Genomic DNA, 19,740 nt, shown 5'->3' on the forward strand with positions numbered 1-19,740 from the left:
TTTTTCTTTTTTAAACTAAGAGAACAGGATTGTCTTTTACGTTGTAGTAAACCCTGATTGGTTAAATAATTCCGTGATCAATTGAGTACTTGATGCCGAGCTAGCTAAACCCAGATCCGCGGCTTGAATATTATCTAAGGTAATTGTTTGCGTATTACTGTTAGATGCGGTGATATTTAATTCAAGTTTTCCACTTGAAGCATCAGCATTAATACCTGCTAATAAGTCGTCGAGTTTTAATCCATCACCTGCACTATCATTCAGTACATCTGTTAAATCTATTTTATCTTCGCCTAATGCAAAATCAGTGATGACATCGGTACTGCCATCAATATGATCTAACTCCCATATGAACAAATCATCTCCTGCATTACCGGTTAAAATATCATTACCGCCACCAGCATAGAAAATATCGTCATCATCACTGCCGATAAGCGTTCGATCTTGATCATCATCAACAATTAATTCGCCGCTACCACTCGGTGAAGTACTTGCATCTATTTCCGTTGTTGTATCTTCACCAACATTGATATTAAGTGTAATAGAGGTTGCTGATAAAACACTCTCACTGCCAATGGTCGATTCTGCTTCAACAATTAAACTGGTGCTACCCGTTGCTAATCCTGTGAGATATAAATCATCTAATTGGCTAACTGCCACACGGTAAGTACCTGCTGCAATTTGATCACCAACAATGGCACCATTGCTATCAACAAGATCGCCATCATTTAAGCCACTAACCACTATAGATAGTTCATTGGGCGCAGGGTTAACCACCGATGCCATAATGCCAATTAATGGCAACAAGGTTCCTAGTACGGTATGAATAGAGGCTGTTTGCGGCCTATCAAGCTCAATAATTGGTACATCCGGTTTAGGCGCAACTGTAATACTGGTTTGGGTACTGTCTGTTTTAGCCCCTCCCGAGCCTGAATTACCGTTATCGTTGGTTAACATACGTAACGTATCATCGCCGTAAAAATTAGGATCACTTTGATAATGGATCCCTGCCGCTAATGCCGCATTAAGATCATCTAGTTTACCCGTTAGAATAACATTCGATGTATTGTTATTATCAACGGTGATCCCTGTGGTACTCAATACATTCAATGCACCATGATCAACCGATAAATTCACAGTCATATTGCCATTATCTTCCGTTGCATCGACATCTTTTACACTGATCCCCGCAATAATAACGCCGATGTCTTCTTCAGCGCTAATATCAGCAGGCATAGTATTAATAGGCGCATCATTAACAGCAGCAACATCAAATGACAGGGTTTTAATCACAGCAAGACTATTGGTTGCAAGTACACCATTATCTGATGAGCGCATGTCAAAGTTCATGGTGAAATTACCGTTCGCGTCACCAGGGTGAAATGCCAAGGTATCTAACGTTGTGCCGCCTGAAATAATAATCCATGAACCATCAGGTTGTTTTTCTGCACTACCGCCGACTGGCGCATCAAAACGACTAGAATCAGGCACATCAGTGACGACAACATACAGTTTTTCTGGGGCATTTTCTGTCGCACTGGGATGAGACGGTACAATACTATCCGTATTATCTCGCACCACTAAATCAAGCGTCAGTGTAATAGGCTGATCTTCTTGTCCTGTATAGGTAGTGATGACATCGGAATCAATTTTGTCACCTACGGGTAGAATATCAACATTAATGGTTGCAGTATTTTGTGCAATATCATCCAATAAATCTTCTTTGGTAAAGACCAATACGCCTAATGCTAATGTGCCACTGTAATTTTCAGCAGGAACAATATTAACCCCAGTAAGGCTACCTGTCTGCATACCGACAGGTAACGTAACACTCCACTCGCCATCTCCTAAATTACTGACAGGCCCCGTTAATACAAAGCCATCAGGTACGTTAGTTATCTTGGCTGAAATAATTTGCTCTGAACCATCAGTGTCACCGACCTCAAAACTAATTTCTCCTAAACTGATCCCACCTGATTGATCTTCATCTCCACTAATTGTCGTTTCAGTACCAGTAAACTTAACGGGGTCATCGACAGGAATAACGTCAAATTCAACAGTGGCAGTAAAGTCGCCTGTTGCTTGGGCTGTTGCTGGGGTCGTTACGGTATAAGTCACATCATCTTCAACAGTAGCAACGGCTGACATACTGACATGACCACTAAAATCTTTTACGGGTTGAAATTGAATATTATCTAACTCAGTTTTGTCGACAGTGATCGCCTGTACTGTCATCCCATCCGTTTGAATAAAAGCACCTTGGCTGGCATCAACGGTTAACTCGACCTGCTTTAGGCTTTCAAGTCCTGAGGTCAGTGATGTACTGATATCTTTTAATGACGCTGATATTCCTAGAATAACGATACCATCTTCATAGGCATGATTATTTTTAATGACTTCTGGTTTACCTGTATCGGCAATGGGTTGATTGTCACCGTCAAGTTTTTCTGTACGTAGCACTTCTAGTGATAATGTCGGATCGCCATGAGGTGGAACATCGACTACCGGTTCTATACGAACTGTAACGGGCTTAATCAGATTTTTCGTATTACCACTAGTGGTATCGGTGTTGACAATGTGAAGATTAAATTGAAAGTCACCCGCGAAGTCGGTTGCAGGATTTAATGAGATACCACTGATATCGACTTTTCCTGCCCCATCAACAGGTACAATCATGACGTATTCACCATCGATAAAGTCAAAATCAGTTCCAGATATGGTGACTCCGCTAGGCAAATCAGCAGCCTTAATCACTATTGTCACTGAATCATGATTTTGTTCACCATTAACAGAGCCAATAACAATATCATCTTCAATTTGGTCGCCAAGATTAATGACATTATCTTCAGTGCCGGTAACTACGTCAGGATTGAAAACAATATCCCCTGCCAGCTCGGTGATCATGCTGGTATTCGGGGTAAAATCTAATGTGATAGGCGTAGTAAATGGCACGAGTGTACTGACATCATTTTCACCGTTATCACCCAAATCTTGTACTTCAGCGCTAATGGTAATATCAATCGTAGAGTTAAAGCCCATTGGTGCGGTGATTTTCAAGTTATCAAGTTGCGATTCAGGGACTGTCCATGCTCCAGCCCCATCACTAATACCACCTATCACAACAAAGTCACCGGGCTCGGCTACTGATTCAGGAAACTTCACTACAATACGACGGATCACTTCATCGCTATGATCAATGGCAACAGGAGCGCCTTCATCTGTAAATGATACCCGGCCTATTGATGCCGCATCCGTAGATAGATCAATAATCCCCCCCGTTGTACTGGTTAACGTGGTTAAGACAACATCACTTGAATCACGAACAGCAAGAATACCATCGGGCTCAACCACGGCTTGAATGTCAACAACGAGCTGTCCTGTGATTTCTTTAATCGCAGTATCTTCACCATCACTATCCGTCTGCTCTACCGTTAAATAAGACTGAAACGTTAAATCACGATCAGAATCTTGTGGCGCTCTGAGTTGTAACGGTTTTCCAGCTAATAGTTCATCACGCTGCTCATCTGTTAGCGTGATCTCTCCAGCAACCAATGTTAAAGGAATACCATCAATCAATAAGGTGTAATCAGAAGGAATACCACCAAAACGTATTTGAGTAATGGTTTCACTATTATCCGTAAAACCTTGAGCAGCAGTTGGTCGCCACTGAACCGTATTATTCTGATCTTCTAATATGTTGTTATCACTGACTAAAGTATAATTATCTGCATCAATAACAGGCTGAATATTAATTAATATTTCTCTATCAAAAGTTCTGACATCACCATCGTTTTCAGTGACTAATATTCTGGCGTTTAACTTTATATCTTGAGTACTATTTAAAGGTGGAATGACTTCAATATCTTTTAAAGAAGAAAGCTCAACTTCATAAATCGGATCACCATTTTCATCGTAGCCTGCAAATATTAAACTTTGCTCATTGCCTTCAGAATCTTTCAGTGTCACCCCTTCGGGAATACCGGATAACACTAAGCTTAAACTTTCTGAATTATCATCGGGTTGTTTTAACGGATTTTCACCACTCTCAAGCGTAAAATCAAAAACAGCAGCACTGTCTTCATTTATTAAGGTTTCTATACCAACGGTAGGATCATCATTGATATATGCCCACTCACCAACATCTAAAACACCGTTACCATTACTATCAATATCGATATCAAATATCGGTACATCAGCCACCCCTTTTAAGCTCACTTCAAGTTGTTGAGTTGCCGTTACATATTCATCATTTGCGTTAACAATTACATTACTACTATTAGTCAAACTCGCGCTATCTTTGATAACACCTTGCACTGTAATTTCAAAATTAACATTACTCTCAGGGGTCGGTTTTAATTGGGCGTTCGCAATATCGGCATAGTTAACTTCATACACCCCTGAGCCAGATGCATTTTCAACTACAACAGCACCATTGAGTAATACCTGAGCGCCTACCGGCAAATTAGAAAAGCGTACACATTCTATTTCTGAGCCATCTTTATCAACGGTTTCTGTTAACGTGACGTGATCACTTAAATTGATTAAGACATCTTCATCAGAGACAACCCGAGTCACTTTTAAGGTGGTTTCATCCGCAATCGGTTCAACGTTAATAATGATCTCACGCTCAACAGAATCAGCTGTTTGTTTACCCGTGACAAAAACCACTTCTTCTTTACTTTGCGCCACAGCCGTGAGTTTTATGTCACCACTGTAATTCGCTGTCGGTGTTACAGATAAACTCCCTACATCTGCCGCTGATACTTGATATTTATTGCCACCAAGATCAACAAGGTTGGTTCCTTTTAACTCACCATTTATTTTGCCATCAGCATCAGGTTCTAGCGTAATAATATAAGATAATGTTTCTGAGCCATCGGTATCATTAAGAACGGCTTTAAGCTGTAGATCAATACCGTTTGAGTCTTCATCAATAGTGTAATGAACTTGCGTTTGAGCATCATCCCACGTTGGAATATCAGCAATACCTTCCACAATGATTTCAAACGACGTGACCGCTTCAGGCAGTGGTGTACCACTTGTCACACCTACTTGTGCTTTAACTTCAAATACCAAGTTACTGTCTGCCGTTGAGAAATCAGCATCGGGAATAAAAGTGAGCCCAACTAACTCATGCACTATATTATCGGTAGTGGTGAAATCACCGACAGGCACAACGTAAGATAACCCATCACCACTGGTCGCAAGTGCGGTACCGTTTAAATAAAATGAACCATGTATCTCTGTCGGAATGGTGATCAATACTTGTTGTAAAAACTCACCGCGATCATCATCACCAATATCTACTTTCAGTGATACTGGCGCACCACTTGGGGGAGCGATGATCGTTTCATCAGGATCTTCTACTCGTCCAACATCTTCATAAGTCACAATGGGATTAGGTTCAATAATGATCTTGGCTTCCTGATCATCTATTTGCAACGTAATCGTACGCAACTCAGTATCATCATCGCCATCTGTTACCCGATAATTAAACGTATATTCCAGTAACTCATCTGTTTGCGTTATCTCTGTTGCAGCCGAGAATGAAACCTCACCATTAGGTTTAATCGATAATTCACCCAATAACTGACCTGGAGAAGTGGTATCGCCACCTTGGTGAATAGGAATAACCGTAAAACCATCCCCCACCAATGGTTGTTCTATTGCAAGATCAACAACACTCACCACTGTTGCACCATCAGCACCTTCTAATGCCTGAGTCAGTAACGGCTCTCCCACTACATTTTCCTGTCCTTCATCAGCTTGAATAATGATATTTCGACCATCGGCAATATCATCAACGATGGTTAGCTTAATAGTTGAAAATGCACTTTCATCACCATCATCATCAATCGCAATCACGGGTAAAAAAATATCTTTACTGTCTTTACCAGGATCTGGGTGATCAATTGCACCAAATAAGTTAACCGTATATTCACCAGTTGCAGTAAATACCACGGTAAAAATCGTACGAGAATCAGCAAATGCAGAGTACGTTCCGACAGAATGTTCAAATAAGGTAACCGCCAGACCTTGGCTTGTTAAGGTTGAATTTAAAGTGGTAAATTGCGCGGTATCTAAACGGTATTGATGAACAAAATCACTGCCTTCATCAATCGTTAATGTTCCCGTTGCTCGATCGCCATCTTCATCCGGTGTTGAACCTTGATGATTAGTGCCATCGGCACGAATATCACTTTCTTCAACGGTGATATCTTGTGTGTTGATAATAACTGGATCAAACCCATCACTAATATTTAGCGTAACAGCCACAGGGGTTTCTAAATAATCACCATCGGTATCTTGTATTTGCACTTCGAGATCAATGCTAATGAGATCGCCTGAAACGTTAATATAACCACTGTTATTTCCTCCGCTATTATGATCAATTGGCAAAAATTGCTCATACGTTACCGTCACATCAGCATCTTTAGAGTTTGTGACATTAACGGCTGATAACGTCAATTTGAAGTAATTCTGGCTATTGTATGACGCAGTTAAAACATGGGTATTAGGATCAAAATTATAATCGAGCGTTTGTCCCCCCAATGTTGTGATCTCTGCACGTAACTCTGCCAATAAATCAGTAAGATAATTACTACTAAAACCAACTTTATCGGGATCTAGGCGATCAACACCCGCGGTTAATGTGAATGTTGTAGAATCAGAAACTGGATAGCCAGTAGGAGATCCCATCGGTTCACTAACATCCCCTTCAATCACCTCTAAATCAGTAATGCCATCAAAATCCCCCGTAGGATCAAGTCCATCAATAATAGTGATATTAATTTCACCATCCGTTGCACTTATATCTAAATCTTGATCGGTGGCTGTTACTGCTAAGGTAATAACTAATTTATTGGTGGTGTCAGACTGATCTAGCGGTTGTGATTGCACGACGTTGTAATCACCACTTTGCAGCAGCTCAATGGTTAAGACTTCAAGCGTAGGATCATCTTGCCTTACCACAGTGACCGTATTGCCTACTACGCTATATTCGGTTGTATAACCATTACTGGTTAAACTGGCTAAATTTGGCTGAAGCGCTTTTAAATCAATTTGGATTATTTCATCACTACCAATGTTGGTTTCTATTTTTCCGCTGTCGCTGTCAATTTCAGTAAACTCAGTTCCAGCATCAATACCAAAACTGGGTAAATCACCGTCTGCAATATTCACGGTGAATATTGCTGGGTTTAATAATGGATCATCATCGGCATCATGCATCTGTAGCGGAATACCCATTGCTAAATTAGCTTGGGTCATCGTAACCAGTCCAGTTGTCAGTACTCCGTTAAGATGGTCAATAGGCAATGATTCAACTAATTGCGATTGTAATTCAACATTTCGCCCATTTTGAGTGGGCGTAATAGTCAGTTCAAAAACGGTATCTTTGGTCAGATTATCTTTAATAACCGTGATTGAAATTATCTTGCTGGTGGGATCTTGGCTAATGGTTGCAAGCGTATTATCACCTTGTGATGTAACTTGCTCTAACGCGGTTTTAATTGCCGTTATATTGTCACTACTCAGTAATACGCTATCGGCCCGTAATATATCGTTAGTCGCAGGAATGGTTGTGGTATTGTTTGTAGTAACAGGATTACCTGATATTGATGGCCCAATCGTCGGTGGGACTAAATCTCCTTCGACCACGTTAAATTCGACATTAATTCCATTAGGATCGAGCCCATCGTTGATGATTAATTGCAGATTTGCAACATCACTTTTATCCCCATCAAAATCCAACAATTGCACATCAAGACTCACCACATTTTGATTCGGTGAAATAGGTTGATCAATCGGTAAGAACTGGTTAATCGTATATTGCCCACTAGGGGCGACAGAAACACTCAATACTTGAGTTGATGTTCCAGCTAATTGCACTTCAAATTGATTCGGTACGGTCGGATTAAATACCACTTCTAGCGCAGTGCCATTACTGGTTATTCCAGCAAATGCCTGACTTGGTTCGATAAACTGAACCTGTTTAATCTCATCGCTATGGCTGCCATACACTAAGCTTCCCGTCACTGCTTGAGGTGCTGTAATGGCACCATTAAACCCTTCTGTCCATGTAATAGATTGCTCATTAATAATAGGGATAACACCATCTTCAAATACCAATTTCACTTCAACAGGATCGATGAATTGATCAAAATCAGTGTCGTGCATAATGATAGGAATGGTAACGTCAATTTTCCCTTCATCTAAAGAAACAAATTCTCCATTCACAAAATCAGTAGGATCATGATCTAATGGTTGAAATTGAGTTAATACCATTTCGACTTTGACATCGTTACCTTGCTGAATAGGTGTTAGCACTAACTTAAATATCTCAGCACTATTTGATACTTCCTTTACATCTACAGTCAGCAAACCACTCGGTCCATTATTGATTTCAACTTTAACTTCTTCGCCACTTGTCGTCAGTTTTTGAAGCTCTGGCCCTAATTTAAAAAAAACAGCATCAGTGACATTTAAACTAGTAGCAACCAAAGCATCATTGACGGCAGTAACAACAAAACTACTTGATGATGAAACAGGATAACCTTGTCCACCCGCTGTGGGATTTAGATCTCCCTCGGTTATATCCAATTCGGCTATAACATCTTTACCCGTTGGATTCTCACCATCATTAATATTGATAATCAGCTTGCCAATATTACTGTCATCACCATCTTTATCGACGACAGCAACATCAAGGGCGAGATTATTAACGTTAGTCGTGAAATCTTGATCCAACGGCCTATTCTGCTCAACGGTATAACTGCCATCTATATTCAGTGTCACAGTCAAAACAGGTTGTTTAGGAGTAGTTCCCGATGCAGGTACATACAACTCAACCATATTTCCAGTAATGGTATAATTCGTTGCTTGTCCATTACTGGTTAACCCATTCAATGTGGCTTGTTCAAGGTTAAAAGTCGCGCTGGCAATATCATCACTGCCAATATCAACAGGAATTTGCCCCTGTTTTGTTTGAGTTGTCATGATCTCGGTATAATCAGTACCGCTATCTGTGCCTAACACAGGATCAACACCGTCTTTAACGACAATAAGCAACTCACCTTGTGCTTTATCGCCATCATAATCTTGCGCAGTAACGGCTATGGTTAAACGATCTTCGTTTGAGTCTACAGGTTGATTTAACGGTAAATGCTGAGTAACGGTATATTTACCATCAAGCCCAATAACAACATTCAGTACCACTGCATCATCGCTAGATAAACGTATATTTAACTCATTACCGAGCACTTCCACGTAGGTTGGCGCGCTGTTACTTAACCAACCCGTTAATCCTGTTTGTGTACTATCAAAGGTGAGTGTTTCAATCTCATCACTACCGAGATCTAAACCAATTTCACCTTCTGCAACTGTTGCTACTGCACCTTTTTTAGGATCGGTTATCGTTGTTCCAGTATCGATTTCAAATAGCGGATCTGCACCATCTTCAACGCTGATAGTGACTATGGCGGGTTGAGAAAACGGGTCGTCGTCCCCGTCATTCATCATCAATGGGATGGCGATATCAAGCTTATCGCCATTAAGTAATACGTACGTGCCACCACTATCAATTTGATGATCAAGCGGCAGTAATTGCTGCCACTCTATTTTCACATCAACATCACGCCCCATTTGTGCTGGCGTCAGTGTAATGATAAAAACATCTTGCTTAGTAACCGAACCTATTGCGGTGATGGTTTGCGCCGCAGTGATAGCATCTGCTGTATGGCTGATGTCTAGTGCTTGATTAGATGAAGTTAAGCTCGATAATTCAGTGACAAACGCTGTTAGTACATCCGGTAATATCAACATGGATGTCGCCACTAAACTATCGTTTGCCGCAATGATTGATAAAGTTTTGTCACTTTCAACGGGGTATAACGAGGTTGATGGTTCGCGGATAGGTAAAGCCAGATCCCCTTCTATGGTTTCGAGCGTAATATTCGCACCTGTCGGATTTTGACCATCGGTAATCACTAAGGTTAACGTTGCATCATTACTGCTGTCGTTATCAAAATCCACCACATGAAATGGAATACTAATCGTATTGGTATTAGGTGTGACAGGTTGATCAATTGGTAAGTATTGCGTGATGCTATAGTTTCCGTCAGTGGCTATAGACAGCGATAAAACTGGGGTTGTCGTACCCGTTAAAAACAACGTCACTTGATTGGATTTGTCATCATCAAATTTCGCATCGAGTGCAATACCATCACTGGTTAAGCCAGCAAAAGCTGTTGTAATATCACCAACAACAACCTGTTTGATCTCATCACTATTTACATCAAACGCTAATTGCCCCGAAATAAATTGTGGCTCTGCCACGGTACCTGAAAAAGCTTCCGTCCATGTTTTGGTTTGGCTTTCAATAACGGGGGCTTTACCGTCTTCTAATATCACTACCGCATTCACAGGTTCGACTAAAGGATCAAAGTCGCTATCATGCATTTCCAGAGGCAAGCGAATATTAATCCCGTCACTGGTAAAAGAGACATACTCTCCCCCTGAATACACACTCGGATCATGATCTAATGGTTTTAACTGCTTAACATCCATAGTGACTGCAACGTTATGGCTGTCTTGCGTTGGAGTGAAGATCACTATTAACACATCTGCATTATTGCTGTCTTTCCCTGTTAGGGTGATGTCTCCCGTGTTTCCTGTTGTTACGTTAAAACTAAGGGCTAATCCTGTCGCCGTGAGTTGCTCTAACTCACTGATTAACTGTGCTTGTACACTTGATGATATATTCAAGCTTGACGCGACCAAATCATCATTCACCGCAGAGACAATAAACGAACTTGAAGCATCAACAGGGTAAGCATCTGCGATATTTTTAGGAGACAAGTCCCCTTCCGTTAAACTCACTTGTGCAGTAATACCTGCACCTGATGGGTTTTCGCCATCAGTGATATTAATAATGAGTTGTCCTACATTACTGTTATCACCATCAGCATCTGTAACCGTAACAGCGAGAGAGAGGTTATTTATATTAGTTTCAAAGTTCTGATCGAGTGGTTGGCTTTGCTCTATTGTGTAGCGACCATCATTTTCTAAGACTACTGTTAAAATGGGTTGTTTGGATGATGAACCTTGCGCTGGTACAAACAACTCTATCGTGTTACCAACAATGCTATAACTCGTTGCTTGTCCATTGCTGGTTAATCCATTCAGTGTCGTTTGATCGACATTAAATGTAGCATTAGCAATATCATCACTGCCCACATCAAGCATAATTTGTCCGGTAAAGATTTGTGGTGACATGGTTTCAGTAAAGTTAGTCGCAATATCTTTACCTAAAATGGGGTCAGGACCATCAACAACCGTAATATTTAATTCACCTACATTACTTTCATCACCATCGGTATCAATCGCAACAACGCCTAAAGCAAGTTTATCTATATTTGTTTCAATGGATTGATTTAATGCTTGATACTGCGTCACGCTATACTCGCCAGACGTATTAATCTCAATCGTTAACACTTCTGTCTGTGGTGAATCAGTCAACTTCAAGGTAATTTTATTACCTTCAATGCTATAAACAGTTGGCTTTCCATTACTCAATAATCCATCAAGAGTTGGTTGTTGAGATTCAAAAACCATCGCCTCAATTTGATCACTTCCAACGTTGATAGGAATGCTACCTGTGACGGTTTGTGGCGTAGCAATATCTTTGTCTTGTTCAGTTATCGTGGTACCGCGATCAATGCCTAAAACAGGATCAACTCCGTCATTAATATTAATGACTAACTCACCCACATTACTTGTATCGCCATCTCGATCTGTGGTCGTTAAAGGTAAAGCTAATTGTGTTTGATCTAACGCGTTATCCTGATTGAGTGCCTGGTATTGAGTCACGGTATATTGACCATCAGTACTGATTTCTATGTCTAAAACTTGTGACTGATCATCAACTTTAATAACCGTAATTTTATTATCGGCAACCGTAAAACTGGTTGCTACGTCATTACTTAATAGTCCAATCAATGACGGTTGCTGCTCAGCAAATGCCATTACGCCAATTTCATCACTTCCGATAAAAATAGGGATATCACCGGTGACACTTTGTGGAGTAGTAATATCACTATCTTGTTCAGTAAATTCAGTGCCGTTATCAATGCCTAATTCAGGAATTTTTCCATCTTCAATCACGGCTAAAAAATTAAGCGGGGTTTGGGTTAGATTACCGTTGGTATCAGCAATTTGAACAGGCAATGATAGCCGAATTTGTTCTCCATTAATCACAATCGGTGCGCTGTTAGATTCCCCTGCAAAGTGATCTAAAGGAAGAAACTGTGTCACTGTCATCATCACATTGGCATCACGACCATTGATTAATTCAGCACTTAATCCAATGGTTAATACAATACCTTGATCACTACGACCAATAATTTGATTGGTTTCAATATCGTAATTGAAAGTAATAGGGCGATCGTTAGATGATAATTCCCGACTCATCGTGGCGAGTAAGCTATCTATTTGTAAACTATCAAATGCTACCGTGTTGCTATCAAGTGGTAGTGTGGCAGCTTCAACTGAAACATTCCCACTATCAGAAACCGGATAGGTAATAGGAGCCAGATCGCCTTCAACAAAGTAAATATCATTATCAAATGCGCCACCATCTGGCGACAAAATAATAAATGGGATATCGTCCTGCCGCCTATCTATTGGATTATAGGCAGTATCAAACCCTGCTTTTGCGAGTAATTGATCATTGTCATAAAGAATAGCTAAGCCATCAGTAATTGATGAACTGATACCCTCAATACCGGCGGCTGTTGCTTTTTGAATTTTAGTCGGATCCTCACCTGATAATATTGCTGCTTGTAACGCCGCAACACTAGGCTCTAAATCCAATTCAGGTAAGGGTAAATGCACCAATTTATTATCAGAAAGGCATGCCTTACAATGTTGATTGAGCCATATATTTGCACCGTCAACATTCGCTAACACTTCACTGCGATCAGTAAAAAGTAACATCATTCCTATGACAAGTTCATCGCCAACTTTTACTGGGAGATATTCCCCCGAACGTATGAGAACAAATACCTGCCCCTTCACTTGCTCAACGACAATAGCTTGATCAACATTAATCTTAAACACGACACCTTCCCCTTAGTAAAAAGGATGCCTTAAGTATTAATCAGCGATAAAAACTTCGTCATGTAAGGGCCTCTTAAATATAAGAATGTAATGCATTTGTTTATTTCACCACCAAAACGAACAATGAACTTACAAAAACCATAAATACAAAACATAGCATTAACAAAAAAGCAAAATACCACAAACATAACCTAATAAAACATCAAAATGCATGATTTAATACCACTCAATAGGTAAAATAAACTCCCTTGCTCTATTTAGTTAAAGAACCATGATTGATTTAAATGTATTACCGCTCTACCTCACTGCTGTTATCGCTTTATTATTAATTCCAGGACCTGACATGTTACTGATTGCCAGCTCAAGCCTCAGTTACGGTCGCAAGGTAGGTATTTTTGCAAGTTTAGGTAATGCGACATCAGGTATCTTATTAACTATTTTGGCTGCTTTAGGTGTCTCAGCCTTAATTGCAGTAAACCCTATAGCATTACAAGTTCTTCGCTTACTTGGTGGCGCTTATCTATTAAAGATGGGATGGGACTGTATGCGTACACAACCAGCAGACGCACCGGAAGAGTTAGCTAAAAGTAATAAAATGGCAGCAACACTGTATCGTCGCGCAGTATTTACTAATCTACTTAACCCAAAAGCACTTATTTTCTTTGTTCTTTTCTTGCCTCAATTTGTATCGACTCACGTTACAGCAACATCTGGACAACAAATGTTAGTGCTTGGCTTATTACTTAATGTGCTAGGTTTATTGTTTAATTTATTCCTCGTTACCACTGTGGGTACATTTGGTAAATCACTTTTAAAGAGTGAAAAATTCCGAGCAAATCAGCATAAGTTTATGGGATTAATTTTCTTCGTTTTAGCCATTTGGTTATTAGCCTCACAACTCCCAACGCCAGTAACACACTAATTATTGTTCCATTCTTATCATTCTTATTAGCGTCTCCATTTGGTGACGCTATGCTCATTTTAAGAGCAGTTTTTCGTTAATTATCAATAATGAAAAACGCATCTCTCATTTATATGTATCGAATAATGAAATATAAAATCCCTCAACGATTTTAACTTGAATTTCACGCTTAATATCCTCATATATCTTATTAATAAGTGCTGCGTACACTCTTTGATTCACTTCTTATTAATTAATGCGCGCACATAATATGCCCCATCACAATTGTGGCGCATTAAGGATTATTATGATTATTCATGTTGGTATTATCGATCAAGACCCTGTCCGTTTGATCACCCCCTTGCTTGATGAAGCAGTACCTGTAACTAAAATGGTATTTATTGGTACAGAACTTCAGCGAGAACAGTACGACCGCTTAGCTTCAATTTTAACGCCACGTAACATTGATGTTGAATTTTTCGTCATTCCCGACATTATTAATATCACTCAAATTAGAAGCAAAATTCATCAACTAGCAGAACAACTAAAAGCCACTGGTTGCGAAGTATGGTTTAACGCAAGTTGTGGCTTACGTCACCGCCTTCTTTCTGCTTACGAAGTTTTCCGCTCTTATCACTGGCCAATTTACGTTATCGAACCTTACAGTGATGAAATGTGTTGGTTATTCCCATCAGATCGTGAACAACAACAAGTCCAAGACCGTATTCAAATTTCTGATTACTTAACTATTTTCGGCGCACGTTGTGAGCTTTCTGATAACCCTATGCCTGAATCGCTTAACGATCAGTTATGGGAATTAGGCCAACGTTGGGCAAGTTCAGCACTCGAATTAGGTCCTGGCTTAGCGACATTAAACTATCTCGCAACCACATGCCGAAAAGAGCAAATTCTGCATGTAGAACTTAGTGAAAAACAGCAAGGCTACAAAGAACTTGGCACATTACTATCTGATTTAGAAGAAACAGGACTAGCGACTTACCATGATGGCGTTTTAACCTTCAAACACGAAGAAGCACGTCGTTTTGCCAATGGTGAATGGCTAGAAAACCTTGTTCACAGCACTGTTCGTGCCATTCAAAATGAATTGCCAACAATTCAAGATCACTCATTAGGTGTTCAGGTTTACCGTAAGATTGGTGAGCGTGAGGTACGTAATGAACTGGATGTTGCAACTATCGTTAATAACAAGCTGCATATCATTGAATGTAAGACGAAAGGCATGCGTGATGATGGTGATGACACACTCTATAAGTTGGAATCACTACGTGACTTATTAGGTGGCTTACAAGCACGTGCGATGCTAGTGAGTTTCCGTCCACTTCGTCATCACGATTTAGTACGCGCTCAAGATTTAGGGTTAGCTATTATCGGTCCAGATCAATTAGGTGATTTACAAGTTCACCTCCATGAATGGCTTAAAAGTGCTGGCGGTGAAGACCACCCGCATAACTAAACCTAAGATATAAATTAATTAAAAAAGACCTCAAATCGAGGTCTTTTTTATTTTCTATTAATAATACGTTTACGCTACGCCATGCCCTTTTGAAGCTTCGAATAAGCGGTACCATTGCTCGTGAGTTAATTGTAACTGCTCGGCTGCAACAGCTGTTTTCACGCGCTCAATTTTCCCCGTACCCAATAACAATGTTGGACGTGTTGGCAAGCGCATTAACCAAGCATAAACGACCTGATCAATCGAATCAGCATTAAGCTCTTGTTTTAATACATTCAACGTTTCACGTACTCGACGAGCTTGCTCAGAGTCGCTATTATAAATATCGCCTCCCGCTAAACATGACCATGCCATAGGGCGTACTCTATGCTGTTGTAGCTGTGCCAATGTACCGTCTTCAATCGCATCAGTACGTAATGGATTAATTTCGATTTGATTGGTGACCAGTGGAAACTCGACCCTAGATTGCAACAATGAAAATTCATCTTTTGAGAAATTCGATACCCCAAAATGTTTCACTTTTCCCGTCTGATGCAATTGTTCAAAAGCGCTATTTATCTCATCAGCATCCATCAATAGATCTGGACGATGAATCAGCAATACATCCAGTTGCTCGATGTCTAAGCGCTGCAAAGAGCCCTCTACTGAAGCTAGAATATGGCTTGCTCGGCTATCGTAATACGCCACTTGCGAAGTACCGTTGACCTCTTTACCTCCAACGATGCCGCATTTAGAAATAATCGTTAATTCATCACGAATACTTGGCTGTAATTGCAATGCTTCACCAAATAAAGATTCACAGGCTGATGCACCATAAACAGGCGCATGATCAACAGACGTTACTCCCAGTTCCAAATGTTGCTTGATAAATGATAATCGCTGCTGCGCCGTCATTCCCCACTCAACCATTCGCCAATAACCTTGAATAAAGTTAGAAAACAAAGGTTCATTGAGCTGTCGTTCGTTTTTATTTGTCATCATCACACCAATACATCGAAAGGAAAAATTGCGCTATCCGAACCTAACACAGCGATTACATGACTAACGTGATGAGTTTCAAAAAATATTGTTTGTTAACTTACGCATGACGGCAGCTATACCACAAGTAACTACGACGTAAAATAAAGGCGGTCAACGCTAAGTAATACACCGCTAACACAATCGCAGGTAGCGCATCGCGATCTGACACACTGATGATGGAATAGCCGCAGTACACCACAATAATGGCAGGAATAATCAAGGCAGGTTTTACTGAAGAATAAAGATTAGTGACCAGTAACACCACATGCGCTATCACCAAAATCAGTGGCAACGTAATCATCAAAAACCACAACATAATCAATCCCTTTCTTCCTCTACACTCGAATTTATTCCACATAAATTCTAAATATTTCACCGTATGATAACTTGATTATTTTTAGAATAAACTTCTTCGATTATTTCTTTGATCTCACGACTAACAAATTCTTGTTTATTTAATTGTTTTTCTATTGCCCTATAAGCTGATGGACTTCTCTGCACTGCTGTTTGAAATAGTTCAAAAACAAAATCTTTTTGCTCTTCTTGTTGCTGTGTACTCCAATTGATTAACGCAACAGTTCCTTCATACTGCCCCATACTAGCTAAAGCTCTCACTGAAGATATCGTCACTTCATCTTTAGGCTGTCGAGAATTAATGATATTTTCAAGCTCAGGTACTAACCGTTCATCCGTTAGTTTACTCATACTAGCAATCACCAACGGAGACTTCTTGCTTTTAGCATCTATTTGGGTAACTAAAAATGCTAGTTGCTCTGTTCCTGCATTTCTAGCAATACCATTAACTAAACCAAGCAAAAACCTATTATCGCTATGCATCAGAGAAAAAGTTTGCTCCAAAAGTGGGAAGTTTTCAGGATAGGCTGCTATCTTCTTTAACGACTTATCCGCAACATAAATCGTATTAGAATCTCTAATGTCTACATGCTGTAACGCCAATAAAAATAAGTTAATAGATGTTTGAGTATTAATTACAGCTAGTAAGCTTAATAAGTATTCTTGGTTTCTCGAGATAAGATCGTAATCAGGAACTTGAAGTAGTTGCCAAATTTCTTCAAAAATTAGAGCATCATCTGACTCCCTTAAATAGGTAATAAGCTTTTTCTCTTGTGTAACGTCCACTCCACCATTAGATAATGCCAATTTAATGTCAGACCAAGCTCTATATGCATCATTACCAACTGTTGACAGTGTCTGAATCGGTATTTTTTGTGAGTCAGCGTCAGTAGGCACTTTAGCATCAATAGATGCTATTGGTGTTTCAGTTGCATTTACTGTTTGTTTCACCACTGTTTGAGACGGACGACTACTAGTATCATCCATCCTAGTTTTTGAGTACTTATTAGAACAACTCATCAACATATAGCAAAGAGATAAAGTAGCACCAATAGCAATACCAATAATTAATTTATGCTTCATGCTATTAATCATTCCAGCCAATTTGCGAACGAACAGATTCAAATACTGTGTACAAATCCGTTACCTTACTTGTTTGTTCAGTATGAAGAACTTTACTCTCATTGCTAGAAAACGACTTATCAACATTACGGCCTTGTGAAATTAATAAATTACTTAATTTTTGGCTGTACGCAGGTACAATACCATCACCAATTAAGCTCTCACGAGAGGCTCCTTTCTCAATATAACGTAGTGTAGTAGGGTTAGGGTGATCACCGCCAAAAAACTGCCTGTAATTATACAAGTCATAATCACCATCCTTTAACAATCCTGTGGCATTTTTAGCCAATATACCAAATTGAGTTCCTTGATAACTCAATTCTGAAATTTTAATATTTTCCAAGGACACTAAATTTTCATTTAACTTATTAATTTCGTTTGATTCAGGTGATAAAAAATCAATACTAGGAACTAATAGATCAATCATAAAGTCATCTTGATACCAACGAACTCCCGCTAGCATCTTAACTACTTCCCAATTATCTTCACAGATATCATTATCATTTTCATAACTACTTTTAGGGATACAATTATCTTCCATATAACGATAAAAGCGCCCAAGAGGTGACCCTTGATGCGGAGTGCCAGTAGTCACTAATGCCTTTACATACTCTTTATATTGAGCTCCTTGTGATTGCAGATATGCCCTTGCTGCTAATCCTCCACGACTATGTCCTAAAAGTACGATCTCGGTATCTATACCTAAACGCTTAACAATAGACGCAATAGCTGACTCAACTTCTTTCCCTAAGTACTCAAAATGAGTGTAATCACCATTACAACCTGAAGAATCTAAACACGTTTTTCCATCTAAACCAGACGCACTTACATTTATATCACGGTCATAACCACCAAAATTTAAACGAAAACAAGACTCACTCTGACTATTAACTTGAGGTAATAATTCAATCTTATCCTCAAAATTTAGCTTTAAGCATGATCCTGCATAAAAACTATCATCACCAATTAAATTATCCCAAGTATCTGCATCAGATGCTAAACCATGAAGCAATAACGTAACTTTACTGATGGTAATTTCATCTAATACCGCTTTTAATTGATAACTAGCATCACCTTGTGCAGCAACAGAAATATAATGCACAGTGCCATTTTTAAGACGTTGAAGACATTTTTCGGAACGGTTAAAACTATTATTTGATCGGCAATCATAATCATATTTAGTTGGAATTTCATTCTGTTTGACATACAGGTCAACATCTCCTGTTAATTGCTCTAAAGAAATATTCAATAAAATATCTTCTGGTGTTTCTAACTTATAATAGTGCCATTTTTTTTCGGAAATTGTTTTATTAACAGTTTCAGATAGAGCCAACGAAAAGGGGGAATTTTCCGTAGATATTGTATCTGTCGTTGATGATGTATCAGAATGTTCAACAGAAGATTTATCTGATGAACTATCATCTCCACCACCGCCACCACAAGCACCCAAAATAAGTAATGAACTCAATAGTATTAACTTTTTAAAAATCACAAAAAAACCATTTAATATAACAAAAAAAATCATTATCTTTCATGGGCATAGTATTTACATGCAGACAGCATTTTTATTCGATAAAGTTAAAGTAATTAAAAAAAAAACAACAAGGAGTTCACTTATTTATGTGATTTAAACCTATAAAATGATTCATTTAACATTGAATTATATAAACCAAAATAAATAAAACTACACCACTGCCCTAATGCATGTGAATTAAGATAATTCACGTTTTCTTGAAGGCCTAGTCGCATAGCG

At 39.3% G+C, this 19,740-nt stretch carries 7 protein-coding genes; 2 read left to right on the forward strand and 5 right to left on the reverse strand.

Features of this window, described 5'->3' with window-relative positions; translation table 11 throughout:
* Positions 1–36: 36 nt before the first annotated feature.
* On the reverse strand, positions 37–13,116 hold the full coding sequence (locus I3259_RS10495; protein ID WP_238029565.1) for a retention module-containing protein: 13,080 nt from the start codon (positions 13,114–13,116) through the stop codon (positions 37–39).
* 271 nt (positions 13,117–13,387) lie between these two features.
* Between I3259_RS10495 and I3259_RS10500 the strand changes: the two genes are divergently transcribed.
* Both I3259_RS10500 and I3259_RS10505 read left to right on the forward strand, forming a co-directional pair.
* On the forward strand, positions 13,388–14,038 hold the full coding sequence (locus I3259_RS10500) for a LysE family translocator (protein WP_238029566.1): 651 nt from the start codon (positions 13,388–13,390) through the stop codon (positions 14,036–14,038).
* Between the two features lie 286 nt (positions 14,039–14,324).
* Positions 14,325–15,491, forward strand: coding sequence for a DUF1887 family CARF protein (locus I3259_RS10505; RefSeq protein ID WP_238029567.1), 1,167 nt, complete (start codon positions 14,325–14,327; stop codon positions 15,489–15,491).
* Between the two features lie 69 nt (positions 15,492–15,560).
* Here the strand turns inward: I3259_RS10505 and I3259_RS10510 are convergent, their stop codons facing one another.
* The 4 genes from I3259_RS10510 to I3259_RS10525 form a co-directional block, all read right to left on the reverse strand.
* Positions 15,561–16,469: an aldo/keto reductase gene (locus I3259_RS10510; RefSeq protein WP_238029568.1), complete on the reverse strand. Its 909-nt coding sequence runs from the start codon at positions 16,467–16,469 to the stop codon at positions 15,561–15,563.
* A gap of 100 nt (positions 16,470–16,569) precedes the next feature.
* Positions 16,570–16,827, reverse strand: coding sequence for a hypothetical protein (locus I3259_RS10515; protein ID WP_238029569.1), 258 nt, complete (start codon positions 16,825–16,827; stop codon positions 16,570–16,572).
* A 56-nt stretch (positions 16,828–16,883) separates the two neighbouring features.
* Positions 16,884–17,948 (reverse strand): hypothetical protein, encoded by a 1,065-nt coding sequence (locus I3259_RS10520; protein ID WP_238029570.1) that lies wholly within the window; start codon positions 17,946–17,948, stop codon positions 16,884–16,886.
* A gap of 4 nt (positions 17,949–17,952) precedes the next feature.
* A complete protein-coding gene (locus tag I3259_RS10525; RefSeq protein WP_238029571.1) occupies positions 17,953–19,512 on the reverse strand; it encodes a pre-peptidase C-terminal domain-containing protein in 1,560 nt (519 codons plus the stop codon).
* Positions 19,513–19,740 lie beyond the last annotated feature (228 nt).

Origin of the sequence: Photobacterium sp. Ph5 (assembly GCF_022129445.1) — a bacterium.
Taxonomy (GTDB): domain Bacteria; phylum Pseudomonadota; class Gammaproteobacteria; order Enterobacterales; family Vibrionaceae; genus Photobacterium.

Bases quoted from the DNA above. Each gene is read 5' to 3' on its own strand.
- I3259_RS10525 (WP_238029571.1), bottom strand. From the start codon at position 19,512: ATGATTTTTTTTGTTATATTAAATGGTTTTTTTGTGATTTTTAAAAAG.
- I3259_RS10520 (WP_238029570.1), bottom strand. From the start codon at position 17,948: ATGAAGCATAAATTAATTATTGGTATTGCTATTGGTGCTACTTTATCT.
- I3259_RS10515 (WP_238029569.1), bottom strand. From the start codon at position 16,827: ATGTTGTGGTTTTTGATGATTACGTTGCCACTGATTTTGGTGATAGCG.
- I3259_RS10505 (WP_238029567.1), top strand. From the start codon at position 14,325: ATGATTATTCATGTTGGTATTATCGATCAAGACCCTGTCCGTTTGATC.
- I3259_RS10510 (WP_238029568.1), bottom strand. From the start codon at position 16,469: ATGACAAATAAAAACGAACGACAGCTCAATGAACCTTTGTTTTCTAAC.
- I3259_RS10500 (WP_238029566.1), top strand. From the start codon at position 13,388: ATGATTGATTTAAATGTATTACCGCTCTACCTCACTGCTGTTATCGCT.